Raw genomic sequence first — 25,244 nt, forward strand, 5'->3', positions numbered from 1 at the left:
CTACTGTATCAGCCCGGTTCACACAGGGTGTAGCTGCTCAGATCGGGCTCCGCCTCCGACAGCGCATAGACGCGGTCCAGATGTTCCTGTTTGGAGCGCCAAATCAGATACTCGCTGAAGGCCTCCGGGTCCTGCCATTTCTGGATTACGGAAATTTTACCCCTTTCCGGGGCCAGCCGGATTTCAGCCTGCAAGCATCCGGCGTGCCGGCGAACCTCTTCCACCATCTGTTTGACAAGCACCGTCAGCTCGCTGAATTTTCCGGGCCGGGGGTGCAGATCAATTATCACCGCTTCCATCATTGAAGTCTCCGGGATTTGTGAGTGCTGGGATGGTCACAGCAACCTGGAAATTTCCGGAAAATTTGCGGTTCGGATCAGCCGAAAATGCTGAGATCCAGCTCCAGCCCGGTGCCTAGCCAGATCCCGTGATCGCGGTGATCTGCCAGGGCGTTGCCGGTATCCGGATGGGCAAAGACAACCAGCCCGCCCCGGTTCAGCGCCAGCCACGGCAGCAGCTGCGCGAACTGTTCCGGCGTGGCCGCCAGCTGGCAGGACCACATCGGGTGCGGGCCGACGTTCTTTTCATGAACGCGGCCCATCTCCACCGAGAACCGCTCCGCAGCCTGCTGACAGAGTGCGCGGGCCTGATCCACACTGGCGGCGTCGAAATAGATATGGGCGTGGTAGCCGGTGATGCTGTCTGTCTGTTTCATAGCTGCAGTCTCTTACGGCTGGGCGCCGCAGGCAATGCGGTGAATGCGAACAGGCCCTGTGCAGCAACGGCTGATAGGTCCGGTCAGGGCACAGAATAGGTGCGGAAGTCCTGTTCCCGCCGCATGGTTGCACTGCGGGCGTCAAGGTCGCCGCGTTCAGCCCGCCAGTCCAGGTAGCGGTTCAAGTGTTCCGGTGTCTCCCAAAGGTGGAACACTGCTATTTCCCAGCGCTCCCGGTGGAGGCCCACATGCGCCTCGATGCAGCCAGGAAAGGCCCGTGTGTCCGGCAGCATCGTCAGGACTTCCTCGGCATGCGCCTCGAATGTGCCGATGTCCGGGTAAACGACTGCAAAAACGGCCTCTTTCATGCTTCAGCATCCAGCTTTTCAATAGTCTGCGCAGTGTTTTTTAAAATGCATCCAAGAGTGACATTTGCACAAGGGGGCTGGGCCGTACAGCCGGTAAAGGTGCTGTGAGCTGCACATATCGATTGTGTTCAAGATGCAAGGCCGGGGCAAAATCCGCGCCGCAGGTTCGGAACTTCTACCCGCCTGTACCGGTGGCACAAAAAAACATGCACCCCGCAGGGTGCATGTCCGATTGTTCAGGTCTGGCAGGCCTTACGACTTGGCCAGGTTGCGCAGCACGTAGTGCAGCACGCCGCCGTGCTCGATGTATTCGATCTCCGGCGCGGTATCGATGCGACACTTCAGGGTGATCTCTTTCACCGAACCGTCGGCAAAGGTGATCGAGCAGGGCACTTCCTGCAGCGGCTGGATGGTGTCCAGGCCGCTGATCGAGACGGTTTCCTCGCCGGTCAGGCCCAGCGACTTGCGGGTGTCGCCAGCGGTGAACTCGAACGGGATCACACCCATGCCAACCAGGTTGGAACGGTGGATACGTTCGAACGACTCGGCGATCACCGCCTTGACGCCCAGCAGCGCAGTGCCCTTGGCCGCCCAGTCGCGCGAGGAGCCGGCGCCGTACTGTTCGCCGCCGAACACCACCAGCGGGGTGCCGTTGGCCTGATGCGCCATCGAGGCTTCATAGATCGAAGTCTGCTCGCCATCGGGGCCTTTGGTGTAACCGCCCTCGACGCCGTCCAGCATCTCGTTCTTGATGCGGATGTTGGCGAAGGTGCCGCGCATCATGATCTCATGGTTGCCCCTGCGCGAGCCGTAGGAGTTGAAGTCGCGCGGCTGCACCTGGCGTTCCAGCAGGTACTGGCCTGCGGGCGAGGTGGTGGCAAAGGAACCGGCCGGCGAGATGTGGTCGGTGGTGACCATGTCGCCCAGAACCGCCAGAACCTTGGCGTTTTCGATGTTCGAAATGGTGCCCGGCTCGTGACCCATGCCCCGGAAGTAAGGCGGGTTCTGGATGTAGGTCGAGGCTGCGGGCCAGTCATAGGTTTCCGCATCGGTGGTCTCGACCGCCTGCCACTTCTCGTCGCCCTTGAACACATCGGCGTATTTCGACTGGAACGCCTCGCGGGTCACGGTTTGCTCCACCAGGTCGGCGATTTCCTTCTGGGTCGGCCAGATGTCTTTCAGGTAGACGTCATTGCCGTCCTTGTCCTGGCCCAGCGGTGCAGTGGTGATGTCAATGTTCATGTCGCCAGCCAGCGCATAAGCCACCACCAGAGGCGGCGACGCCAGGTAGTTGGCGCGCACGTCGGGCGAAATCCGGCCTTCGAAGTTGCGGTTGCCAGACAGCACCGAAACGCCGATCAGGTCGTGTTCGTTGATGCACTTGGAAATCTCCTCGGCCAGCGGGCCGGAGTTGCCGATGCAGGTGGTGCAGCCGTAGCCGACCAGGTTGAAGCCGATGGCGTCGAGGTGCTTCTGCAGGTCCGCCGCTTCAAGATACTCGGACACCACCTGCGAGCCCGGCGCCAGCGAGGTCTTGACCCAGGGCTTGCGGGTCAGCCCGCGCTCATGCGCTTTCTTGGCGACCAGGCCTGCGCCGATCATCACATAGGGGTTCGAAGTGTTGGTGCAGGAGGTGATCGAAGCGATCACGATGGAGCCGTCATGCAGCTGGTAGTTGTGCTCGTCCGTTGACACGAAGCCGAGCTTGTGATGGCCTTCGTTGCCGGGAATGTCCTGCGGTTCGGGCTGGCCGCCCTCCGCTTCCCAGCGGCCTTCGGCGCGAGCGCTCGCGTCCTTGGCGGCGCGCTGGCCCTCGACATATTTGTGGAAGGTGGCCGCGGCGGCGTCCAGTGCGATGTAATCCTGCGGACGCTTGGGGCCGGAAATCGCGGGCACGATGGTGCCCATGTCCAGGTGCAGCGTGTCGGTGTAGACCGGGTTGTAGCTGCTGTCGCGCCAGAAGCCGTTTTCCTTGGCATAGGCTTCGACCAGCGCGATGCGGTCCTCGTCGCGGCCGGTGTTGCGCAGGTAGCGCAGGGTTTCGTCGTCGATCGGGAAGAAGCCGCAGGTGGCGCCGTATTCCGGGGCCATGTTGGCGATGGTGGCACGGTCCGCCAGCGGCAGGCGGTCCAGGCCCTCGCCGTAGAATTCAACGAACTTGCCCACCACGCCCTTGGCGCGCAGCATTTCCACCACTTTCAGAACCAGGTCGGTGCCGGTGGTGCCTTCGACCATTTGGCCGGTCAGCTCAAAGCCGATCACCTCGGGGATCAGCATGGAAATCGGCTGTCCCAGCATCGCAGCTTCCGCTTCGATGCCGCCAACGCCCCAGCCCAGAACCGCGGCGCCGTTGACCATGGTGGTGTGGGAGTCGGTGCCGACCAGCGTGTCCGGATAGGCGACTTCCTCGCCGTTCTGGTCAACGTCGGTCCAGACGGTCTGGGCCAGGTATTCCAGGTTTACCTGGTGGCAGATGCCGGTGCCCGGCGGCACAACGCGGAAGTTATTGAAGGCGTTCTGGCCCCACTTCAGGAACTGATAACGCTCCATGTTGCGCTCATACTCGCGGTCGACGTTCATCTGGAACGCGCGCGGGTTGCCGAATTCGTCGATCATCACGGAGTGGTCGATGACCAGGTCGACGGGGACTAGAGGGTTGATCTTGGCGGCGGAGCCCTTCAGGCCGACAATGCCGTCGCGCATGGCGGCCAGGTCGACAACGGCGGGAACGCCGGTGAAGTCCTGCATCAGAACGCGGGCAGGGCGGTAGGCGATCTCACGCGGGTTCTTGCCGCCGTTGGCGCCCCACTCGGCGAAGGCCTTGATGTCGTCGGTGGAGACGGAGAAGCCGCCATCCTCGAACCGCAGCATGTTTTCCAGCACCACCTTCAGCGCGGCGGGCAGCTTGGAGAAGTCGCCAAAGCCGGCCTCGGTGGCGGCGGGAATGGAGTAATAGGAGATCGACTTGCCGTTGACGCTGAGCGTTTTGCGCGCCTTGGCATTGTCCTGTCCGACGGTGATAGGCATGGTTGGCCTCCCTCAAGAATTTGTAACCGGGGAATTCGCTGCCTGCTAAATGCATGAGGAAGATGAAGCATTCAATAGCCCAAACGCCGCAGGCAGCACTTTTGTATGCGATTGTACACATTTTTTGCGAAGCAGGGCCTCATGCCGCCCTCAAAAATGATTGATTGGCCTGTTTGCGGGCAAGTCTTTAGACCTGAAGCCTGACACACAGAGAAGGCGATTCATGAAATTCCTGCTACCGATCGTGGCCATGCTGGGCCTTGCCATGCCGGTTTGCGGCCAGTCCGCAGATGAGCCTGTTGTGGTTGAACTCTATACTTCGCAGGGCTGTTCGTCCTGCCCGCCCGCTGACGCGCTGCTGCATGAGCTTGCGGTGCGGCAGGATGTACTGCCGCTGGCGCTGCATGTGGATTATTGGGACTACATCGGCTGGAAGGATAAGTTCGCCGATCCGTCGCACACCAAGCGTCAAAAGGGTTATGCCCAGGCAGGCGGGCGCAGGATGATCTATACTCCGCAGATGATCATCATGGGGCAGGACGACGTGGTCGGGGCTGATGCGCTGGCGGTCGATAATGCCATTGCCAGGCACCTGGAAACCCCGCGCCCGGTGTCGCTGACCGTCAGCCGTTCCGGAGGGGATCTGGTGATCCGCCTGCATCCGCGGGTGCAGATGGCTTCCGGTCCTTACCTGGTGCAGCTGGTGCGGTTCACGCCGCAGCGCAAGGTCAGCATCACCCGGGGTGAGCTGGCAGGCAGATCCTTCACTTACGCAAATGTGGTGGAGGACTGGGAGGTCGCCGCAAAGTGGGACGGAGCCGGCAGTCTGGAGGTTTCTGTTCCCGCGCCCGGAAGCAAAGCCGCCGCGGTTCTGGTGCAGGCTGCGCCATTCGGAAAGATCATTGCTGCGGCGCGGGCCGACTGAAAAACCGATTCAGTCCACCGGACTATCGGCCTGCCGGGCAGCTTTGCCGACGGGCACATATGGCTTCCAGCGGCGGTGAATCCAGAACCACTGCCCGGTGTGCTTGCGCACGATCGCTTCCAGGTCCGCGCTCAGCGCTTTGGTCATGGTCAGCGGATCTGACGGCGGCACCTCTGCATTCATCACGATCTCGAAATCCAGCCCGTTCTCCTGGCGCACGGCATAAACCGGAATCAGCGCAGCACCGAATTTCAGTGCCAGTTCCGCAGGCACGGTGGACGTGACAGCCGGCTTGCCGAAGAAGTCGATCAGCTCGCCGCCCTGGGCATGCAGATCGGTGACGATGGCAGCGATGCCGCCTTTCTTCAGGTGGCGCACCAGTTCCACCATTCCCCGTTTGCCCTGTTCGAACATCGGCTCGCCATTTTGCTTGATGGCCTCAACATAATGTGCGTTGAAATACGGGTTGGCCATCCGGCGGTAGAGCGCGCCCATTTCGTGTCCGCGGGACACCAAAGCCGCGCGGGCGGCGTCGTAGTTGCCGAAATGGGCGGTTGCCAGCAGCACCGGGCGGCCCTCAGCCCGGGCGGCTTCCAAAGCTTGCAGGCCGGGGCCGCTGATCGGCGCGGACCTGGCCCGCTCGTGAAAGGGCTTGCCTGCGTAGATTTCCGCAATCATCCGGCCGGCATTGTCGCTGACGTCCCGGTACAGGTCCGCCGGGTCCAGGTCCGACAGCTCCGGGCTGACAAGTTTCAGGTTTTCGCGCACCCGTTTGTCAAAACCCGCCAGCCGTCCCATGGCAGTGACCAGGCGGCCCATCATCGGCACCCGCAAGCGGTAAGGCACCAGCCCGGCGCCCAGCAGCAGGCCGCGCAGGAACAGGTTGCTGCCAAAATATTTGACATGGCTCCAGGTGGAGAGCTCGGAAGGATCTGCGGGCATGGCGTCTGGATATCTGCGGCGCGTAACTGCGCCCGGAAGCCTGCATCATACGCAGCAGCGGCAGCAGGTACAAGCAGCTCGCGATGGAGGTCCTGCACGGCGGCGGCGGCCCGCGGCCGGCCTTTGGTTCAGCGCATTGCGGCACTCATGCCAACTGGACGTCAGCCGCCGTCTTCCTCCTCGTCTTCCTCCACCGACTTGAGTTCGATCTCGCCAGTCGCGACAAGATCGCGCATAGCGCTGATAATCAGGCTGAAGGCAGCCTCGCCGTCGCTGCGCTTGACCTTGCCGCGCTCGGCGACTTCCTCACGGATGTTGTCGGCCATCCGGCTCGACATGTTCTTGAGCAGGAACTCGGAGGTAGCCACATCTTCCTCGTCGGTGGCAAAGGCGATGGCGGTCACCAGGTCGGGCTGCGAGAGCACCCGGATCAGCTTGGGCACGTCCAGCGGCTGCATCCGTTCGGCAATCAGCGCGTAGGTGAAGATTGCCTTGCGCACCGTGACAGCAAATTCCTGATCCTCTTCGTCCAGCGCGGTCAGCACCTCGTCCCGCTTGGCGGCAGCGGCTTCGGTCAGGACGGCCCCCAGGCGCTGGCCGGGGGTCTGGTCGAACGCAAGATCAGGCCGCGCTTCTACCTGGGCGGCCAGCGACAGTCCGATGCGGTCCACCGTGTCCGGCGTCACATTGGCGGTCTGGCTGACGGCATAGGTGATGCGGCGCGCCACGGGCCCGGGCAGATGGATCAGCATCTGTGCCGCTTTGGCGGTATCCAGTTTGGACAGGAGAACCGCGGCCACCTCTGTGCTTTCGGCCTGGGCTAGTTCGGCCAGGTCCTCAGGCGGCAGCCGCTTCAGCCGCTCCCACGGGTCGCCGAACTGGCGCACCCCGGCTTCGCGGCGCAGGCGGGTATGGGTGTGGCGGCTGATCTTGCCTTCCATCGCACTCAAGGCACCGGCCAGGCCATTGGGGAAATGCAGGCCGACGTTGTCCAGCAGATCTGCAAACTCTCCCGCCACAGAATTCAGCGTGTCCCGGTCGATAATCCGCATCCTGCCCATCTGCTGGGTCAGTTCCATCTGCAGGTCGTCGGGCAGTTCCTCCAGCGGGATCTCGGCGCCTTCATTCAGCAGCAGCCGGACGATGATGGCGGCCTTGGCCTTGCCGCTGAGGCCAGAGGCCGCTGCCGGGTTCGCCAGTGCACCGCCGCCGATTCCGCCGCCGGGGCCGCCCGCATCAAGGCCGCCCACAGGCGCCGGAGCGGCGAAATCGCCCATGTCCATTCCGCCCATTCCGCCCCCGCCCAAGTCCATCGGAAGCGCCAGCATATCGTCTTGAGGCATTCTCGCACCCTAGCAAAAGATTCTTCTCAATCGTGGAGGGCAGGATAGGCCGCAAGCGGTAAAGAAAGGCTGAAGTCTAGTAGCTGTAGGAGGTGCCCGTTTCCAACGCGCTGCGCAAGGAGGCCTCGGCCCAGCTGCCGTTGCCGCCGCGGGCGCGGATTTCCTTCCATTGGGCAAGCGCTGCGCTGTATTTCCCCTGTTCGACAAAGCCTTGGCCCATGTAGGAGCGCGCCAGGATATTGTCCGGATCCTGCGCCAGTGCTTGATCATAGAAGGTCTGCGCCAGTTCCAGATTGCCCAGCTTGCGATGAGTGAAGCCCCAGTAAGTCAGCACCATGCTGTCCCCCTGATCGGCCATTGCGCTGAGCACCGCCTGGGCGTCTTTCTGGCGGCCGGCATAGGCCAGTTCCCGCGTCGCATCCAGCAGCCCCTCCTGATCCAGCGAAGACTTCCGCGGACGCACGCAGCGTTTCTTCTCGTCGTCCCACACTCTCTTGCCTTTGCAGGTCTTGGTGGTCTCAGTGGGTTTCGGCGGGTTCCAGTCGTTACCGCTGGCGGCAAGAGCTGCAACTGGCAAGGCGAAGGCGGCGGTCAAGGTTATCAAACGCATCTCTTGGGCTCCTGATGGGCTGGATCCTTGGCAGTGTAGCCTTGCAGCCGCGTCCGGGACGACATCTTTCTCATCAAAGATTCGGGAGGCGGTCAGGTGTCCAGGGGCTGGGCAAAGGCGGTGGACAGGCGGTGATCAAGATGCCGGAACTTTTTTCGCAAGAATTCGCTGCGCGCGAATGCTTCGCGAGAAATCTTCACCCAGTCGATAAGCAGTCGGCCCCGCATTGCACAAGTTAGAAGGTCAAAGTTCACATTGTGGCGGTACTTCTTGAAGAACATTTCCGTTGAACGGTTTCTGATCCCGCTGGCTCCAATCTCGGATGGTTCTGCCGGCAGGAAAGCATCCATCTTGAGAAAATCCACAATGTCGTAAATTGCAAGTTTTGTACTGGCTTCGGTGAAGTCGAGCCCGTAGCTTACGCCTCGCCCCAGAACCAAGTTGCCGCCGTGGAAATCACCGTGACTGAAGGTCGCGATGCACGGAGCTCCGGACAGGCGCTGGCAGTCTTTTGCAAGTTTAGCAACGAATCCGCCTAACTGCCGGGCACAAGCCTGAGGCTGTGAGGTGTGCACAAGGCTTTCAATTTCTTCCAGCATCCAATTGAACCACGCTGTTTTCACGGCCGGGGGATCAGAATTGTGCAGGTGATTTAACCACTCGCCACCGCGCCGGAACACCTGCCCTGCTTGCAGAAGGTCTTGCGGCGAATACACTATTTGCTTCGCGGTCTTACCTTCTAAGAACTCAGTAACATGAAAACGGCCGGTCGGTGACAAGTAAACGGGTTCGACAAGCGCGACCTTGGATTGCGCGTCAAAATGGCTGCGGAGTTTCTCTATGATACCGTACTCTTTAGTTAGCCGTGTAGTTCCTTCAGCCGTGTCCAACTTCAGTACCAAAGGGCTTCCGTCGGGCCTGGCAAGGACGAAAACGAAACGCTCATCGCTGAAGTTGGCGGATCTGTCCAGGCAGGAGATAGAAAATACATTCTTGATACCGGTCGCTGCGGAAAATTCGTCAACGCATTGGCGTACAAGCGCTTCGTCAAAATCGGCAAACAGATGCATTAGATGAAATTGGGGCGGCCAAAGGTGCTAGTTAGTTCGCCCGTCTTCTAACACGCAAATAGTGAAGGCTGAATGAAAAACGCCCCGTCAGGTTGACGGGGCGTTCAAGGTCATTAGCTGCGGGCGGGGTTACTCGCCGAAGACGCGCTTGAAGATCGTGTCGACATGCTTGGTGTGATACCCCATGTCGAACTTCTCGTTGATCGCCTCTTCACCAAGGGCCGCAACCACATCCGCATCCGCCAGCAGCAGTTCGCGGAAGTCGACGCGCTCTTCCCAGACCTTCAGGGCGTTGCGCTGCACCATGGCATAGGCATCCTCGCGGCTGACGCCTGCCTGGGTCAGCGCCAGCAGAACCCGCTGCGACATCACCAGGCCGGGGAATTTGTTCATGTTCTCCAGCATGTTTTCCGGGAACACCAGCATCTTGTCGACGACGCCCGCCAGGCGGTGCAGGGCGAAATCGAGGGTGACGGTGGCATCCGGGCCGATGCCGCGCTCGACGGAGGAGTGCGAAATATCACGCTCGTGCCACAGGGCCACGTTTTCCATCGCCGGGATCACCGCCATCCGCACCAGGCGGGCCAGGCCGGTGAGGTTCTCGGTCAGGACCGGGTTTTTCTTGTGCGGCATCGCCGAGGAGCCCTTCTGGCCCATCGAGAAGAATTCCGCGCCTTCCAGCACCTCGGTGCGCTGCATGTGGCGGATTTCCACCGCGATGTTCTCGATCGAGGAGGCAATCACGCCGAGGGTGGCAAAGAACATCGCGTGGCGGTCGCGCGGGATCACCTGGGTGGAAATCGGCTCGGGGCGCAGGCCCAGCTGCTCGCAGACGTGCTCTTCAACCGCCGGGTCGATGTTGGCGAAGGTGCCGACCGCGCCGGAGATCGCGCCGGTGGCCACTTCCCAGCGGGCCTTTTCCAGGCGGTTCTTGTTGCGGTCCATCTCGGCATAGAAACGGGCAAAGGTCAGGCCCATGGTGGTGGGCTCGGCGTGGATGCCGTGGGAGCGGCCAACGCGCACGGTGTTCTTGTGCTCCAGCGCGCGTTTCTTCAGCGCGGCCAGCACCTTGTCCATGCCGTCCAGCAGGATGTCGGCGGCGCGCACCAACTGCACGTTCAGGCAGGTGTCCAGCACGTCCGACGAAGTCATGCCCTGGTGCACGAAGCGGGCTTCTTCGGAGCCGACATGCTCCGCCAGGTGGGTCAGGAACGCGATCACGTCATGCTTGGTGACGGCTTCGATCTCGTCAATGCGGGCGACGTCGAATTCCACATCCTTGGCTTTCCATACCGCGTCGGCGTTCTCGCGCGGGATCACGCCGAGGTTGGCCATGGCTTCGCAGGCGTGGGCCTCGATCTCGTACCAGATCTTGAATTTGGTCTCGGGCGACCAGATTGCGACCATCTCGGGGCGGGAATAGCGGGGGATCATGGGCGAAGGCACCTTTATGTGATTGCGCAGCAGATGCCCGGCCTCTTAGATCAGCAGAAGCAGGACAGCAAGGCTGGGGGAGGTTCATGAGGCAGTTTGCCCTGATGATTGCGTTATCATGCACGGTTGCGCCGGTTTGGGGCGGCGAATGGCGCAGCTTGAGCGGCGAAGAAGTGCAGGCTGCGCTGGAGGGGCAGCGGCTGGTCTACGGCAGCGGCGCCTGGCAGGAGTTCAATGCCTCGGGCCGGACGCTCTACAATGCAGGCCATGACAGCTGGGGCTACTGGGGCGTGCGGGATGGTAAATACTGTTCCACCTGGCCGCCCTCGGACCTGTGGGCCAGTTATGCGCTGGAAAGCGATGGAGAAGCCCTGCGGTTTGTCGGGGAGGGCGGTGACATCACCACGGGGCGCTACGCCGAGCCTGAGGAGTGAGCTGACGCGCACGCCCGCGCTCCGGACACCGGGCTGGTCTGCAGCGGGAGTGAGCCGCCGGGCCGGAGCGATCAGCTGCCCCGCAATTGCGCCAGCAGCTGCGCGTTGCGGCAGTAAGATGGCGCCTCGGCCAGTTCCGTCATCTCCTGCTGCAAATCACTGCAGTCGTCCTGATTGCGGCAAGTGCTGCAGCGCAGGACCGCGCGCATGTATTTACGGCCCTGCACCTGCGGGTCTGCGGCGACGATGCCGCCATAATCGATGCCCAGACGGCTGGCCATCCCCTGCACCAGATCGCTGCTGCGCCCGAGTTTTGCAAAAAGTCCCATATTAGTCCTCCCATGCCCGGCCGCTGCCGGAAGTGCAGACAGAATGGGCGGGAATGTCTTCCGGCACTTTGATGTGGCGCAAATTCCGCGGCAGTCAGGTCCTCCCGCCTGCGCTTCGGTCTTCTTGCGAAGACCTGACGCAGTTGGGCCCGGCGCCGCGCAAGGCGCGGCGCCGGGCCCAAGGCCGCTGGCGGTGCAGGTCTCCTGCACTGCCCGGGCGCGGGAGCACCGCTGGAGTTCTGGTGTGTCAGATCGCGGACAGTTCCATGGCCTCCAGCCGTGTCACCACCTTGGCACCGCTTTCCAGGGTCCGGTGCACCGGGCATTTGTCGGCTATTTCCATCAATTTGTCGCGCTGTTCATCAGTTAGCGGACCGCACAGCCGCACCACCCGGATGAACTGGTCGATCTTGGCAGGCCCCGAAGGCAGGGCGTCCTGGGCGTGCACCTTGTCGTGGCTCACGTCGACGCTGATCCCCTCCAGTGGCCAGCCCTTGCGGCGCGCATACATCCTGAGCGTCATCGAGGTGCAGGCGCCCAGCCCCGCAGCCACAAACCCGTAGGGCGACATGCCGCGGTTGGTCCCGCCATAGGCCAGCGGTTCATCAGCGAATGCATGGTGGTAGGGGCCGGACTGCACGTCCTGCAGGAAGCCCGACGGATCCGCTTCGGTCACCCGCAGGATGCCCTCCGGCGCGCCGGGCGGCGGTGCGGGCGGCGCCATTCTGACATAGCGCCCGGCCCAGGCGGCGATGACCTCGGCTGCATATTCCGCGTCTGCCGCGCGGGAGATCAGGTGGTCGGCGTCATCCAGGGTGACAAAGCTCTTGGGATGCTTGGCAGCGGTGAAGATCGACGCGGCATTGTCGATGCTGACGGTCTCATCCCGCGGCGCATGCAGCACCAGCAGGGCTGCCTTCAATTCCGCAATCGCAGGCGCCAGCGCTTCGGCATGAATGTCGTCGACAAACTCCTTGCCGATCACAAAGGGCCTGCCGCCCAGGCACACCTCGGCGCGGCCCTTGGCCTCGATTTCCGGCAGAGCGGCATCGAAATGGTGCGAGACATGGCCCGGATCAAACGGCGCCCCGAGCGTCACCACCCCCTTGACCGACGGGATGCCGACGCGGGCGCGCAGCACCGCGGCACCGCCCAGCGAATGGCCGATCAGCAGCGCGGGCGCCATGTCGCGCCCGGCCAGATACTGTGCTCCCTTGATCAGGTCCGCCACGTTGGAGCTGAAGGTGGTGTTCTCGAACTCGCCCTCCGAATGCCCCAGCCCGGTGAAATCGAACCGCAGCACCGCAATCCCCATCGCGGCCAGCCGCCCGGCAATCCGCCGCGCCGCCGGAATGTCCTTGGAGCAGGTGAAGCAATGGGCAAACAGCGCGGTGGCCAGCACCGGCCCCTCGGGCAGGTCGAGGCGGGCAGCAAGGGTATTTCCGGCGTGGCCGGTGAAGGAAATCCGTTCCGTGGGCATGGGCGTGGCCTTTGTTGGGTGTTCCGCATAGATTGAGCGCTTGAATGGCCTCGAACAAGGCAGCGGGCCGGAACGTCACGGGAAGGTGAAGGCAGATGAGCAGCAGCGTCCTTACGGGCATCGGATGTTACAGCCCGAAGACCGCGCGCGACCGCGGCATGTGGCAGCGTCTGAAAGAATTCTGCGCGGGCGAGCCGCAGGCCTTTGGTCGCAACCCGGAAACCGGCCATGTGACCGGCTCCGCCTTTGTGCTGTCACCGGACATGCAATGCGTGCTCTTGACCCATCACAAGAAGCTCAACCGCTGGTTCCAGCTGGGCGGCCATTGCGACGGCATCGCCGACGTGCCGTTTGTGGCGCTGAAGGAGGCCTATGAGGAAAGCGGGCTCCAACGGATCAGTCCGCTGTCGGCGCAGGTGTTCGACGTGGATATCCACGAAATCCCGGCAAATACCCGCGATTGCGCGCATCTGCACTACGATGTGCGCTACCTGTTTCAGGCAGAGGCGGGGGAGATTGCGCCCAGCGATGAATCCCACGCTCTGGCCTGGGTGCCGCTTACCCAGCTGGAGGAAGTCACCGACTCGCCCGGCGTGCTGGTGCTGCGCGACAAGCTGGAACCGTTCCTTCAGTGCCATTGTTAAATGGTGGCGCCTGACGGCGCCGCAGGCTGTCCCGGCCCCTCCATGGCAAAGGGACCGGCTGTATAGATCAGGCCTCGCCCAGCAGCGCCTTGTCAAAGGGGTAGCCGGTCAGGTTCTCATAGCCGTCCTCGGTGATCAGCACCTGGTCCTCCAGCTTGATCGAGAAGTCGCCGCCCTCCGGCGACACCAGCGCCTCGACGCACAGCACCATGCCCGGTTCCAGTTCGTAGTCAAAGGCGCCCTCGACCATCTGGTCCGGATAAGCCACCAGCGGCCACTCATCGCATAGGCCGACGCCATGCATCATGCAGCCGTATTTCTGCTTCTGGAACTGGGCATCCAGCACATGGCAGCCGCGCGACAACTCCTGGATGTTCACACCCGGTTTCAGCATCTCCATATTACGGCGGATGTGCTCCAGCCCGTGCTGCATGGCATAGATCATGTCAGGCCGCGGTTTCTGATCGCCGATCCACCAGCTGCGCGAGATGTCGATGCAGATCCCGTAGGAGCCGACCAGATCGGTGTCGAAACTGATCATCTCGTTGTTCTGGATGATCCGGGGGCCGCATTCCTGGAACCACGGGTTGGTGCGCGGGCCAGAGGCCAGCAGCCGGGTCTCGATCCATTCGCCGCCGCGGCGGATGTTTTCCGCGTGCAGCACTGCCCAGACATCGTCCTCGGAGATATTGCCGCCCGGGACCTGCTCGCGGGCGAATGTTTCCATTGCCGCCACCGCGGTTTCGCAGGCGTGATGGGCACAGCGCATCGCCAGGATCTCATCCGGGCCTTTCACCGCGCGGCATTTCTCGGTCAGCTCTTCGCCGGGGAAAATCTCCAGCCCCTGCGCTTCCAGCGCCCGCAGGCCGTGCAGCATCACCTTGTCCACCGCCAAACGTTTGTTGCTGCCGCTGTGCTCCTCCAGCAGGATGCGCACCTCGTTGGAGAACTTGTCCGCGGCCACGTCGATCTTGTCGCCGCGGTCGAAATAGAACAGGTCGGCTCCGGCGCGCTGCTCGCGCACCAGCGGGTTGAACTCGCTGAGGAACGGCGACTGCTTGTAATCCCACAGCACCATGTAGCCATCGGCGCAGACCAGCAGCGCCCGGAACGGATTGTGGGTGTTCCACAGCTGCATGTTGGTGGAGTCGGTCGCATAGCGGATGTTCAGCGGATCGAACACCAGCAGGCCGCCATAGCCGCGGTCGTTGATGTGCTTGACCAGCCGCTCCCAGCGGAACTTGCGCAGCGCCTGCAGGTCGGGAAGCTGCAGCCCGGCCTCTGCCCATTCGGCAAAGGCCAGCTGGGTCGGGCCGATCTCGACCCGGTTGTTGTCGTTGGGGGTGTTGTCGCCCAGTGTGGCGCCGCGGGTCGGGTCGATCTTGCGGATGTCGCGGTAATGCTCGTTCATGCTGGGAGGTCCTTGCTGCACAGTCCTGTACAATGTGGAGCCGGACTTGGGCGGAATCGCTGCTGAATGCGACGTATTCAACCGTCGTTTCTGACCTAACGCAGCAATGCGGGGGCCGAAGGCATCAAGGCCGCCGCAGTTGATCCGGCTCTATGGCAGAATCGGCCGGGCTGCCAGCACCATACCCGCGCTTTCGAGATAAAGGAGCAGCGCCGTCAAAAGCAGCAGGTGGCTGATGAGCCGCAGCCGCTTCGGGCGGGCCAATGTCATTGCTGCCAGCGCGGACGTTTGAAACTGGCGGCTCCATCTGGCCCGCGAATCCGGGACCAATGCGGAGGCGTGCAAACCGCTCCAGGCCTTGCCGGAGTCCGGCGCAGCCGTGCTAGCCGCCTTTCGGATCTCGGCCTCATGGAAGGCGCGGTCGCAGTGGGTGTCCAGCACCAGTGCGGTCTGATCAACCGGTGTAAAGCAGTCCTTGCCGCGGGGTCTTGGCCGGACATTCCGGACCGCCTCAGTGGGTCGGACGACTGCCGGAACCGGCGCGGCAACAGGTTCCTCGCTGCTGGCGGCTTCGGGATCAAAGGCACTCAGGAACTGTTCGCAGGTCAGTGCAATCCCAGTGTCGAGCCATTCGACAAAGGTTGCCTCCACCGTGTCCAGCAGGCGGCGCAGCATCTCTGCCAGTAGAAGTTCGGAGATCTCCTGGTCGCAATACCCGGGATAGACCGGCTCCAGCGACAGCTCGAGCAGAGCCGTGGGCTGCATCACGCTGCCAGGCAGCTTGCTGGTGCGGCGCAGGGGAACCCGGCGCAGGCGCACGGCCACAAAGTAATGATCGCATTGCAGGCGGGCAGTGTTTTCCGCACGCGCCGCTATCATCTCCGCCGGGTGGCCGAAGTCATCCAGCGTGTCCACGACTGCAGTAACCGCAGCCGAAAGAGTATTGCCGTCGCGGCGTTCCAGCCCCAGCCGGCCTGTATATTGCACATTCTCTGCCACTGTCCGGGTCCTCCATTCAGGGTTCCGACAAGGAAACTGTAAAATTTGAAATAGTTGAAAGTGGGGCACTCCGGGCTGAATTCGGGCAGACAGCGCTGGGGCCGGGCGGTGAAATGCGGCGCTCTTCAAATCATTGAATTGAAAGAAGTTTGCGTAAATTCTCCATGAGGTGAGGTGCGGAATGCGGCTCAACTGTGACGGCTGGCGGTCACATTGATGCCCCAAGGCCTACAATGGCGCCGGAATCACGCGCACTGTTCCTTTGGCTTGCCCCGCAACGCAAAGCGCCCGCCCAACGGCGGGCTCGACTCCCTGCGGTCCTTTAAGTTGGCAGAACCGTTCAGCCGTCGATCTGGCGCCCCATGATCGCCAGCGACTGCTGGTACACTGTGGCCGCGTTCCACTCCTTCAGAATGCGGTAATTCGGCTCTCCCTGCTGATAGCCTTTGCCGGGTTTCCAGCCCTTCTGGCGCAGGTAATTGGCGGTGGAGGCAAGCGCATCGCCCATGTTGTAGAAATCAACCCGCCCGTTGCCGTCCCAGTCGACGCCGTACGCCAGCGCGTTGCCGGGCAGAAATTGGGTATGACCCAGCTCGCCGTGTTTGGCGCCCAGGGTGCCTGGCGTGATAGCGCCCTGATCCACCAGCTTCAGCGCTCCCAGCGCGTGCGGACGGAAGAAGTCGGAGCGCCGGCAGTCATAGGTCAGCGTCACGATGGCGGACACCACTTGGCTGTCGCCCATGTAGTTGCCAAAAGCGGTTTCCATGCCGTGGATCGCGATCAGCACACCCGCGGGCACGCCATACTGGCGCTCAAGTGCGGCATAGAAATCCGGGTTGCGCGCCTTGCGCTTGCGGCCCTGCGCCACAATAGTGGCAGAGCCGCGGATCTGCATGAACTTCTCCAGCGAGTATTTGAAGCTCTTCTGGTTGCGGTCGGCGGAAATGGTGCGGCGGGCATACTGCGCATTGGCCAGTGCCTGCAGCCCCGCCTTGCGCACGCCTGCGCGCTTGGCCTCGGCGCTGAACGCCTGCTTCCAGGCATCGAACCCGGCAGAGGTATTGCCGCAATTGGCGGCAACGGCAGGGGAGGCAAGCAGGGCGGAAATCAGGGCAGGGGCAATTAGCCGGCGCATGAAACAAACTCTCGAAATGTGACTCGTGGCTTTCAGCCTAACGTGCTGGCGCCCCTTGTCTAACGGGAAAAGCTTTCATTGGTTCCCATTTCCTCAGGCAAAGGCGGTGCCCGCGGCCAGTGCCAGCCCGTCTGCAACCGCGGTCATGGCATTTCCCGTTTCCAGCCGGGCATTTGGGCACAGCGCGCGCATTTCCGCCTGCACCGCCGCCAGCAGCGAAGAGCCGCCGACCAGAACAATCCGCTCGACCCGGTCCGCCGCGATCCCGGCCTGCGCCAGGGTCTCTGCCGCGCAGGCGCCGATCGCGGTGGTTTGTTCCGCCAGCGTCTGCGACATGCCCGCGGAGTCCAGCGGCACCGACAGTGCGCGCGCTAGCAGTTTCAGGTCGATGTGGGATTGGGGGGCTGTGCCATTGGCGCGGATCTTGCCGTTTTCCACGGCAAAGGCCAGCTCATGGCCCAGCTCATCCTCCAGCACCGTAGCCAGACGCGCCAATTTCTCGGGCTCCACCGCGTTGGCGGCCAGATCCTGCGCTGCCCGGCGGCTCTCTGGCGTATAGAGAAACGGGATCATCTGCCAGGTTGCCAGATCGTTGAACAGCCGGTTCGGCGCGGGCAGGGTGCCGCCGCCGAAGGCATTGCGGATCTGGCTGCCCCGGCCCAGCAGCGGCATTACATGGCGTATGCTCAGCTGCCGGTCGAAATCGGTGCCGCCCAGCCGCACACCGTGCGAGGCCAGGATGCGGGTTGCCCCGTTTTCCCCTTGTTCAAAGGCAGTAAAGTCCGAGGTGCCGCCGCCGATATCGACAATCAGACCCAGACCGGGCGCGGGCGCGGCGGCGCGCAGAGCGGCTTCCGGCTCATACATGAACAGAACATCCTGGAACCCGGCATCCAGATAACAGGCGCGGAGGTCCTTTTCTGCCTGCACGTCGCGGTCTTTATCCTTGGAATGAAACCGCACCGGCCGCCCCGACAGCGCATGGGTGAATTCCATATGCGTTGCCGCTTCGGCGCGGCGTTTCACCTCCGCCAGAAACCGCGCGATGAGGGTGGCAAAGCTCAGACGCTCGCCGCCCAGCCGCCGTTCCTCCTGCAAGAGCGGCGTGCCCAGCAGGCTTTTCAGTGCCCGCATAAACCGGCCCTCTTCACCATTGATCAGCGCCCGCGTGGCACTGTGGCCGATCCGCATGCTGCGTGAAGCTTCCTCGAAGAACACTGCGGTGGGCAGGGTCTTCTCGCCCGGCTCCATTTCCACCAGCCACGGCCGGCCCGCAACCGCGATCCCGGCTGCCGAGTTGGAAGTGCCGAAGTCGATGCCAAGGGTATTGGGTGCGGTCATGGAAGCTCCTGTCAGCAGCGGGAGCGGGCCTGACTACAAGGAGCGTGAGACCAAAGCAAGAGGGCTGGTGTGCCGGCCCGGCCTGAGAGAGAAATTGCGTGGCATGCCTCCTGATACCGGAAGTTTCCGCATGAACGGGCATGGCGCATCGAGGGTCAATCTTCCGGTTTGTTGGCTTTTGGCAAAAGGTCGATGGGCAACGGAAAGACAACCGTTGCGGTGCCGTCGGTCGCAATGTCGTTCAGAGCATTGAAATAGCGGAGCTGCATTGAGTTGGGCTGGGTCGCCAGAAGCTTCCCGGCTTCTACAAGTTTTGCCGCTGCCTGGTGTTCGCCTTGGGCATTGATGACACGGGCACGGCGCAGCCGTTCGGCTTCGGCCTGCTTGGCAATGGCGCGGACCATGCTTTCGTTGATGTCCACATGCTTGATTTCGACATTGGCCACCTTGATGCCCCAGGCGTCGGTCTGCCGGTCCAGTATCTCCTGGATATCGACATTGAGCTTATCCCGTTCGGCAAGCATCTCATCCAGTTCATGCTTGCCCAGGACCGAGCGCAGGGTGGTCTGCGCCAGCTGGCTGACCGCAGCGCGGAAGTCGGCCACGTTAATTATCGCACGCTGAGGGTCGACGATGCGGAAGTATAGAACGGCATTTACCTTGACCGAGACATTGTCTCGGCTGATCACATCCTGGCTTGGCACGTCTTCAACAAACATCCGCAGATCGGTCCGGACCAGTTGCTGCACCACGGGAATGATCAGAACAAAGCCGGGACCCGTCACCCTGGTAAACCGGCCCAAGGTGAACAGCACCCCGCGTTCGTATTCACGGAAGATGTAGATGGCGGCTTGCAGAAAGAAGCCCAAAAGCACCAGCCCAATCAGGTAAGCTGCCCAGTCGAATACAAGTACTTCCATTGAATTTCCCCCCTGGCTCACGATTGTTCTGCTCGGGTGTCAGGCTCAACTAGCAGCGTCAGGCCTTTGATTGCGCGGATGCGGACGTTCTGGCCGGCATGCAGCCCCGTATCGCTCTGCGCCTGCCACCGTTCTCCCTCCACCCAGACAAACCCTGCGTTTCCGGTCCAGTCGATTACCTTGGCGCGGGCGCCCAGCATCCGTGCCGAGCCTGATACCGGAAGCCGCCGGTAGGTGCGCACCGTGTAGCCCAGCAGCAGGATAAGCACCGAACCGCTGATCAATGCCATGCTGCCGATCAGCCACCAGGATATCTGATAGGCGGGCACATCCGTGTCCACCAGCATGGCCGCGCCCATAGAGAAGGCGATCAGCCCGCCGAATCCCAGCACCCCGAAGCTGGGCGACAGGGCCTCGGCGACCATGAAGGCTACCCCGAGCCCCAGGAGCGCCAGCCCGGCATAATCAAGCGGCAGTTGGTTGAGTGCATAGAGGCCCAGGGTGAGGCAAATTGCGCCAACCACGCCGGGCACCACCGCGCCGGGGTTCCAGAACTCGAAGATCAGCCCGTAGATGCCCAGCATCATCATCACCAGCGCCACGTTCGGATTGGACAGGACACTGAGGATCCGGGTTATCGCATCCATCTCCACCCGCTCCACCGGCAGCCCTGCGGTCGACAGTGTCCGGCGGGTTTCCCCCATCACCACGCTGCGCCCGTCGGCATCGCGCAACAAAGCGTCGAGGTCCGCTGCCAGTAGATCAATGACGTTCAGCTCCAGGGCTTTGGCAGAGGACAGACTCTTGGCCTGGCGCACTGCGCTTTCGGCCCAGTCCGCATTGCGGCCATGCAGTTCTGCCAGGCTGCGGATCAGCGCTGCTGCGTCATTGGTGGCCTTGGCCGCCATCGCATCTTTGGGAGCCAGAGGGTCACTGTCAGTCTCCTTTCCGGCCTCCCCGGATTTCTCCCCTTCCTCCGTTTTTGGAGGCTGCCCCGGCAGACCCTCGGGCATGCCGCCGATCGCAACCGGCGTGGCTGCACCCAGATTGGTGCCCGGTGCCATTGCCGCGACATGGCTGGCATAAAGTATGTAGGTACCGGCGCTTGCCGCATGGGCGCCGGGCGGAGCGACGTAGGTGATTACCGGCACAGGCGACAGCAGGATTGCCGAGATGATCTCACGCATTGAATCGGCCAGCCCGCCAGGTGTGTTGAGCTGGAGCACAACCGCCTCTGTTTGCAGGTCCTGGGATTTGGAGAGAACACGTTCGATATGGTGCACGGCGGCCGGGCCGATAGGCCCTTCTATCACCGTGATAAGCACCCGATTACCGGTTGCATCCGTCCCGTCACCCTGGCCATTCAATCGGTCTGCCGGAAGAAGGCATAGGCTGAGCAGGCAAAGAATTTGAAGCAGTCGCTTTGCAATCCTCATGCTGTTTCCCCGCACTAATAGGTAGCGCGGTTGACGGAAGCCTCAAATTCGGGAGCAAATGGCATAATTAAACCTGCCGTTCGGTTGCTGCAATTCCGCGGCGGCCCCCCAAAAAAAGGCGCCCCGAAAGGAGCGCCTTCATCTTGCAGAAACTGCGGCTTAGCAGCTGTAGTACATGCCGAACTCTACCGGGTGCGGGGTGTGCTCGTACTTGTGGACCTCTTCCATCTTCAGCTCGATGTAGCCGTCGATTTGGTCTTTGGTGAACACGTCGCCCTGCAGCAGGAAGTCGTGGTCGGCCGCCAGCGCGTCCAGCGCTTCGCGCAGGCTGCCGCAGACGGTCGGGATGCCTTCCAGCTCCTCGGCCGGCAGGTCGTACAGGTTCTTGTCCATGGCTTCGCCCGGATCGATCTTGTTCTTGATGCCGTCCAGGCCGGCCATCAGCAGCGCGGCAAAGCACAGGTAGGGGTTTGCGCTCGGATCGGGGAAGCGGGCCTCGACGCGCTTGGCCTTCGGGCTTTCGGTCCACGGAATACGCACGCAGCCGGAGCGGTTGCGGGCCGAGTAGGCGCGCAGAACCGGGGCCTCGAAGCCGGGGATCAGGCGCTTGTAGGAGTTGGTGCCCGGGTTGGTGAAGGCGTTCAGAGTCTTGGCGTGCTTCAGGACGCCGCCGATGAAATACAGCGCTTCCTGGCTGAGGTCAGCATACTTGTCGCCTGCAAACAGCGGCTTGCCGTCTTTCCAGATCGACATGTTGACGTGCATGCCGGAGCCGTTGTCGCCGTAGATCGGCTTCGGCATGAAGGTTGCCGACTTGCCGTAGGCGTGGGCCACGTTGTGGATCACGTATTTGTACTTCTGCAGCTCGTCGGCCTGTTTGGTCAGACTGTCGAAGATCAGGCCCAGTTCGTGCTGGCAGGACGCAACCTCGTGGTGGTGCTTGTCGACCTTCATGCCCAGACGCTTCATGGTGGACAGCATTTCCGAACGCAGGTCCTGCGCTTCGTCGGTCGGGTTCACCGGGAAGTAACCGCCCTTGAGGCCCGGGCGGTGGCCCATGTTGCCCATTTCGAACTCGGCGTCGGTGTTCCAGGAGCCGTCGGTTGCGTCAACCTCATAGGACACCTTGTTGATGGTGTTGGAGAAACGCACGTCGTCGAACAGGAAGAATTCCGCTTCCGGGCCCATGTAGGCCACGTCGCCGATGCCGGAGGACTTCAGGTAAGCTTCCGCTTTCTGGGCGGTGCCGCGCGGATCGCGCTCGTAGCTTTCGCCGGTGTCGGGCTCAACGATGGAGCAGTGGATGCAGAGAGTCTTCTCGGCGTAGAACGGGTCGATATAGGCCGAGGTGGTGTCCGGCATCAGTTTCATGTCGGAGTTTTCGATCGACTTCCAGCCGGCGATCGAGGAGCCGTCGAACATGAAGCCTTCTTCCAGGAAGTCTTCGTCGACCAGGTCCACGTCCACGGTCACGTGCTGCAGCTTGCCGCGCACGTCGGTAAAGCGGATGTCGACATATGCGACGTCTTCGTCTTTGAGTGTCTTGAGAACTGCGTCTGCGCTCATTCCCTCGGTCCTTTTTTAGAGATGTCAGGATATTCGTTGAATTCTTTAAAGCGCGTCCGGACCGGTCTCGCCGGTACGGATGCGGATCGCTTGCTCGACAGGCGAGACAAAGATCTTGCCGTCGCCGATCTTGTCGGTCTTGGCGGCATCGACGATCGCTTCGATCGCCTGGTCGACCTGATCGTCGTCCAGCACCACCTCGACCTTCACCTTGGGCAGGAAGTCGACCACGTATTCGGCGCCGCGGTACAGCTCGGTGTGGCCCTTCTGGCGGCCAAAGCCCTTGACCTCGATGACAGAAAGCCCCTGGACGCCGACGTCCTGCAACGCTTCCTTCACCTCATCCAGTTTAAAAGGCTTGATGATGGCTTCGATCTTTTTCATCGGCTTTGGCTCCTCGCAAGCTTGTTGGGGGTGTCATTTCACTTCTAAATGAAGGCAGCAATGCATGGGTTTGCGGCTGCGGCAATTGTGGGCAGAAATTGAGCGTGTCTGCCTAGAAATTAAGCACTGCGCCCGGAAAATGCGCAGAATTGAATCGGGGAAGGGCAAAATATGACCGAACTGCTGACTGCAGCCCAGATGCGGGCGATTGAGCAGGCCGCCATCGAGTCCGGTGAGGTGACCGGGCTGGAGCTGATGGAGCGGGCCGGGCAGGGGGTGGTGGACGCCATCTTCGAGGAATGGCCGGAACTGGCAGAGCCTTTTGAAGACGGACGAGGGGCCAGCCCCTCGCGCTCCCCGGAGTGTTTGGGCAAAGAAGAAGGGCGTCGCCGCGCAGTGGTTTTGTGCGGGCCGGGTAACAACGGCGGCGATGGCTTTGTGGTGGCGAGGCTGCTGAAGGAGTGCGGCTGGGAAGTGGAGGTGTTCCTTTACGGAGACCCGGAAAAGCTGCCGCCGGATGCCAAGGCGAATTATGAGCGGTGGCGGGAGATGGGCCGTGTCAATGAGTGGGATGATCGAGGTGTTCGTAATTTCTACGAAGGGGATGAAGAAAGCCAGTTTCTCGTGATTGATGCCTTGTTCGGAACGGGGCTGACCCGGAAAATGCCTGATGACACGGATGAAGCTTGGAACGGCTTTATGCCGACCCCTCTGATTGTAGATGCCCATGAGCTGAACGAAGACCGTTTCGTTGCAATTGATTTTCCTAGCGGTGTTTGCAGCGATAGCGGCCGAGACTTTGGAGCGCTCCCAACACATCTTACAGTTACCTTCCATAGCGCAAAAATTGGCCATCATATGAGCCAGAATTGCGGTGGCTACGGAGGAGCAGGGGGCTGCGGGAAACTCAAGATTGTGCCACTAGGTTTGCCCAAAGTTTACCCCAAGGGCTGCGTCGAGTTGCTTGACCACAAGAAAGGCAAACTTAATAAGAAATATTCGGGCCACAAATACTCCCACGGCCACGCCCTTGTCCTCTCCGGCGGACATGGCAAAACAGGCGCGGCGCGGCTGGCCGCCCGCGGCGCCCTGCGGATCGGGGCAGGACTGGTCACTGTCGGATCGCCGCGCTCGGCAATGTTTGAAAATGCAGCCAACCTGACCGCCATCATGCTGCGCCAGATCGACGGCGCGCATGGGGTCAGCGAACTGCTGGAGGACACACGCTTTAACGCCGTCTGCCTTGGCCCCGGCCTTGGGCGCGGTGCGGACACGCAGGCGGTTGTGATGGCGGTTCTGAAAGAAAACCGTGCCACTGTTCTGGACGCCGACGCGCTCACCCGGTTTGAGCTGAAGCCGGAGGCGCTGTTCGAGGTGCTGCACGAGAATTGCGTGCTCACCCCGCATGGCGGTGAATTTTCCAAGCTGTTCCCGGATCTGGCGGAGAAACTGAACGCCCCCGCCACCACAGGCCCCGCCTATTCCAAGGTCGACGCCGCCCGCGAGGCGGCCAAACGCGCGGGCTGCGTGGTGCTGTTCAAGGGGCCGGACACGGTGATCGCCGCGCCGGACGGGCGCTGCTCTGTGAATTCGGCGCATTACGAGCGCTCCGCGCCCTGGCTCGCCACCGCAGGCTCGGGTGATGTGCTGGCAGGCTTCATAACCGGCCTGATGGCGCGCAGGTTTACTCCGATGCAGGCGGCGGAAACCGCCGCCTATATCCACGTCGAATGCGCGCTGGAGTTTGGCCCCGGCCTGATCGCCGAGGACCTGCCGGAGCAGATCCCCGCCGTATTCCGCAAACTGGGCCTCTAAGGCTCAGGCCGCCGGGCGCAGGTTTTCCTGCGGCGCGGCGGCTGCGGCCAGTTCCAATCCGCCTGCATAGATCACATGCGGGCGGGAGAACTCCAGCACCGTCAGGTCCATCATCTGCAGGCCCAGGTCGCGGATGAATTCGCCATCCACCAGCTCATAGGCCGGCACCACAGCCTGCGGCTGGCCGAACATTGCCTTGGCACGCCAGTCGCGCACCAGGATGCGCTGGTCCCAGGGCACGGTCAGATCGCTGTCGGCGCGCATGTCACCCAGAGAGCCTGCGGCAAAACACACCGCCTGCAGCATCGCGCGGCGTGTGCGGACCTCCTCCACCTGCGCCATGCCTTGGGTGCGGGTGATCAGGCTGTCGCCGGCTCTGATCTCCTCGGCGGCGCGCTCGCCCTCGCGGGTCAGCACGATGGTGCCGCGCAAGAGGCTGATGTTCTGGCTGCCTTGAAACAGCCGCCGGGGCTGTGCCTGGACGCACGCCGCCATTTGCGCGCGCAGGGCCGCATTTCCAAACGGTTTCATATTGTTGCTCGCTTTGTCTGCCTCAGACTTTTTTGCCAGACTACCGCACAAGCGGATTCCGCGCCCAGCCCTTTTGCGCGAAAACCCGCCGATTGTTGCGATATTCCAGACGGATTGTTGCCGTTTTGCACATTGGCATTATCGGCGCGATTTCCGCTCGCATCCGCCGCCAAGCTTTGCTATTCAGCGCGTCACGCGGCGGGGGTGCCCCGGCGCAGAGTGCGGGTGTGGCGGAATTGGTAGACGCACCAGATTTAGGTTCTGGCGCCTTCGGGCGTGGAGGTTCAAGTCCTCTCACCCGCACCACGCTGATTTTCATGAAAAAAACTGAACCCGTTGAGCGGACATGAAAACGGGGTCTGAGAGAGTTTCCCGGAAAGTTTCC

24 protein-coding genes and 1 tRNA gene are annotated in these 25,244 nt (G+C 62.2%); 5 read left to right on the forward strand and 20 right to left on the reverse strand.

Features of this window, described 5'->3' with window-relative positions; all coding sequences use genetic code 11:
* Positions 1 to 8: 8 nt before the first annotated feature.
* The 4 genes from GKC28_RS00830 to acnA all read right to left on the reverse strand — a co-directional run bounded on the left by GKC28_RS00830 (position 9) and on the right by acnA (position 4,110).
* Positions 9 to 302, reverse strand: a complete 294-nt coding sequence (locus GKC28_RS00830) for a putative quinol monooxygenase (RefSeq protein WP_174144624.1) — start codon at positions 300 to 302, stop codon at positions 9 to 11.
* A 74-nt stretch (positions 303 to 376) separates the two neighbouring features.
* On the reverse strand, positions 377 to 715 hold the full coding sequence (locus tag GKC28_RS00835) for a DOPA 4,5-dioxygenase family protein (RefSeq protein WP_174144626.1): 339 nt from the start codon (positions 713 to 715) through the stop codon (positions 377 to 379).
* Positions 716 to 798: 83 nt separating this feature from the next.
* A complete protein-coding gene (locus tag GKC28_RS00840; RefSeq protein ID WP_174144628.1) occupies positions 799 to 1,083 on the reverse strand; it encodes an antibiotic biosynthesis monooxygenase in 285 nt (94 codons plus the stop codon).
* Between the two features lie 252 nt (positions 1,084 to 1,335).
* Positions 1,336 to 4,110 carry an aconitate hydratase AcnA gene (acnA, locus tag GKC28_RS00845; protein WP_174144630.1) on the reverse strand — a complete coding sequence of 925 codons (2,775 nt, stop codon included), beginning with the start codon at positions 4,108 to 4,110 and terminating at the stop codon, positions 1,336 to 1,338.
* Positions 4,111 to 4,333: 223 nt separating this feature from the next.
* Here acnA and GKC28_RS00850 point away from each other — a divergent pair, with 223 nt between their 5' ends.
* Positions 4,334 to 5,035 (forward strand): thioredoxin family protein, encoded by a 702-nt coding sequence (locus GKC28_RS00850; RefSeq protein ID WP_174144632.1) that lies wholly within the window; start codon positions 4,334 to 4,336, stop codon positions 5,033 to 5,035.
* 9 nt (positions 5,036 to 5,044) lie between these two features.
* Here GKC28_RS00850 and GKC28_RS00855 read toward each other — a convergent pair whose 3' ends face one another.
* From GKC28_RS00855 to purB, 5 genes are all read right to left on the reverse strand, one after another.
* On the reverse strand, positions 5,045 to 5,977 hold the full coding sequence (locus GKC28_RS00855) for a lysophospholipid acyltransferase family protein (RefSeq protein WP_174144634.1): 933 nt from the start codon (positions 5,975 to 5,977) through the stop codon (positions 5,045 to 5,047).
* A gap of 161 nt (positions 5,978 to 6,138) precedes the next feature.
* Positions 6,139 to 7,320: a flagellar motor switch protein FliG gene (locus GKC28_RS00860; RefSeq protein WP_174144636.1), complete on the reverse strand. Its 1,182-nt coding sequence runs from the start codon at positions 7,318 to 7,320 to the stop codon at positions 6,139 to 6,141.
* Positions 7,321 to 7,396: 76 nt separating this feature from the next.
* Complete coding sequence (locus GKC28_RS00865) at positions 7,397 to 7,930, reverse strand: tetratricopeptide repeat protein (protein WP_174144638.1); 534 nt, start codon at positions 7,928 to 7,930, stop codon at positions 7,397 to 7,399.
* A 92-nt stretch (positions 7,931 to 8,022) separates the two neighbouring features.
* On the reverse strand, positions 8,023 to 9,000 hold the full coding sequence (locus GKC28_RS00870) for a phosphotransferase family protein (protein WP_174144640.1): 978 nt from the start codon (positions 8,998 to 9,000) through the stop codon (positions 8,023 to 8,025).
* Between the two features lie 129 nt (positions 9,001 to 9,129).
* Complete coding sequence (gene purB / locus GKC28_RS00875) at positions 9,130 to 10,434, reverse strand: adenylosuccinate lyase (protein ID WP_174144642.1); 1,305 nt, start codon at positions 10,432 to 10,434, stop codon at positions 9,130 to 9,132.
* An 86-nt stretch (positions 10,435 to 10,520) separates the two neighbouring features.
* On the opposite strand from purB, the gene GKC28_RS00880 reads away from it, so the two are divergent.
* On the forward strand, positions 10,521 to 10,868 hold the full coding sequence (locus GKC28_RS00880; RefSeq protein ID WP_174144644.1) for a hypothetical protein: 348 nt from the start codon (positions 10,521 to 10,523) through the stop codon (positions 10,866 to 10,868).
* A 71-nt stretch (positions 10,869 to 10,939) separates the two neighbouring features.
* Here the strand turns inward: GKC28_RS00880 and GKC28_RS00885 are convergent, their stop codons facing one another.
* Entirely contained in the window at positions 10,940 to 11,197 is a 258-nt protein-coding gene (locus tag GKC28_RS00885; protein WP_174144646.1) for a DUF6455 family protein, read from the reverse strand.
* Positions 11,198 to 11,444: 247 nt separating this feature from the next.
* Positions 11,445 to 12,677 (reverse strand): bifunctional alpha/beta hydrolase/OsmC family protein, encoded by a 1,233-nt coding sequence (locus tag GKC28_RS00890; protein WP_174144648.1) that lies wholly within the window; start codon positions 12,675 to 12,677, stop codon positions 11,445 to 11,447.
* Between the two features lie 95 nt (positions 12,678 to 12,772).
* Here GKC28_RS00890 and GKC28_RS00895 point away from each other — a divergent pair, with 95 nt between their 5' ends.
* Complete coding sequence (locus GKC28_RS00895; protein ID WP_174144650.1) at positions 12,773 to 13,321, forward strand: NUDIX hydrolase; 549 nt, start codon at positions 12,773 to 12,775, stop codon at positions 13,319 to 13,321.
* 67 nt (positions 13,322 to 13,388) lie between these two features.
* Here GKC28_RS00895 and dddP read toward each other — a convergent pair whose 3' ends face one another.
* The 8 genes from dddP to GKC28_RS00935 form a co-directional block, all read right to left on the reverse strand.
* Positions 13,389 to 14,732: a dimethylsulfonioproprionate lyase DddP gene (gene dddP, locus GKC28_RS00900; protein ID WP_174144652.1), complete on the reverse strand. Its 1,344-nt coding sequence runs from the start codon at positions 14,730 to 14,732 to the stop codon at positions 13,389 to 13,391.
* A 150-nt stretch (positions 14,733 to 14,882) separates the two neighbouring features.
* Positions 14,883 to 15,719: a hypothetical protein gene (locus tag GKC28_RS00905; RefSeq protein ID WP_217433939.1), complete on the reverse strand. Its 837-nt coding sequence runs from the start codon at positions 15,717 to 15,719 to the stop codon at positions 14,883 to 14,885.
* Between the two features lie 352 nt (positions 15,720 to 16,071).
* Positions 16,072 to 16,866, reverse strand: coding sequence for a lytic transglycosylase domain-containing protein (locus GKC28_RS00910; RefSeq protein WP_174144656.1), 795 nt, complete (start codon positions 16,864 to 16,866; stop codon positions 16,072 to 16,074).
* Positions 16,867 to 16,959: 93 nt separating this feature from the next.
* Positions 16,960 to 18,207, reverse strand: a complete 1,248-nt coding sequence (locus tag GKC28_RS00915) for an Hsp70 family protein (RefSeq protein WP_174144658.1) — start codon at positions 18,205 to 18,207, stop codon at positions 16,960 to 16,962.
* Positions 18,208 to 18,362: 155 nt separating this feature from the next.
* Positions 18,363 to 19,127: a slipin family protein gene (locus GKC28_RS00920; protein WP_174144660.1), complete on the reverse strand. Its 765-nt coding sequence runs from the start codon at positions 19,125 to 19,127 to the stop codon at positions 18,363 to 18,365.
* A 17-nt stretch (positions 19,128 to 19,144) separates the two neighbouring features.
* Positions 19,145 to 20,440, reverse strand: a complete 1,296-nt coding sequence (locus GKC28_RS26790) for a nodulation protein NfeD (protein ID WP_217433940.1) — start codon at positions 20,438 to 20,440, stop codon at positions 19,145 to 19,147.
* Between the two features lie 282 nt (positions 20,441 to 20,722).
* Positions 20,723 to 22,129: a type I glutamate--ammonia ligase gene (gene glnA, locus GKC28_RS00930; RefSeq protein WP_174144664.1), complete on the reverse strand. Its 1,407-nt coding sequence runs from the start codon at positions 22,127 to 22,129 to the stop codon at positions 20,723 to 20,725.
* A 45-nt stretch (positions 22,130 to 22,174) separates the two neighbouring features.
* A complete protein-coding gene (locus GKC28_RS00935; RefSeq protein ID WP_008554830.1) occupies positions 22,175 to 22,513 on the reverse strand; it encodes a P-II family nitrogen regulator in 339 nt (112 codons plus the stop codon).
* Between the two features lie 171 nt (positions 22,514 to 22,684).
* Here GKC28_RS00935 and GKC28_RS00940 point away from each other — a divergent pair, with 171 nt between their 5' ends.
* Positions 22,685 to 24,328, forward strand: coding sequence for an NAD(P)H-hydrate dehydratase (locus GKC28_RS00940; RefSeq protein ID WP_174144666.1), 1,644 nt, complete (start codon positions 22,685 to 22,687; stop codon positions 24,326 to 24,328).
* 3 nt (positions 24,329 to 24,331) lie between these two features.
* Here the strand turns inward: GKC28_RS00940 and GKC28_RS00945 are convergent, their stop codons facing one another.
* Positions 24,332 to 24,859, reverse strand: a complete 528-nt coding sequence (locus GKC28_RS00945; RefSeq protein ID WP_174144668.1) for a Hint domain-containing protein — start codon at positions 24,857 to 24,859, stop codon at positions 24,332 to 24,334.
* 221 nt (positions 24,860 to 25,080) lie between these two features.
* Between GKC28_RS00945 and GKC28_RS00950 the strand changes: the two genes are divergently transcribed.
* Positions 25,081 to 25,165: transfer RNA gene (locus GKC28_RS00950), tRNA-Leu, on the forward strand.
* Positions 25,166 to 25,244 lie beyond the last annotated feature (79 nt).

The organism is Leisingera sp. ANG59 (assembly GCF_013317235.1).
In the GTDB taxonomy this organism is placed as follows: Bacteria; Pseudomonadota; Alphaproteobacteria; order Rhodobacterales; family Rhodobacteraceae; genus Leisingera.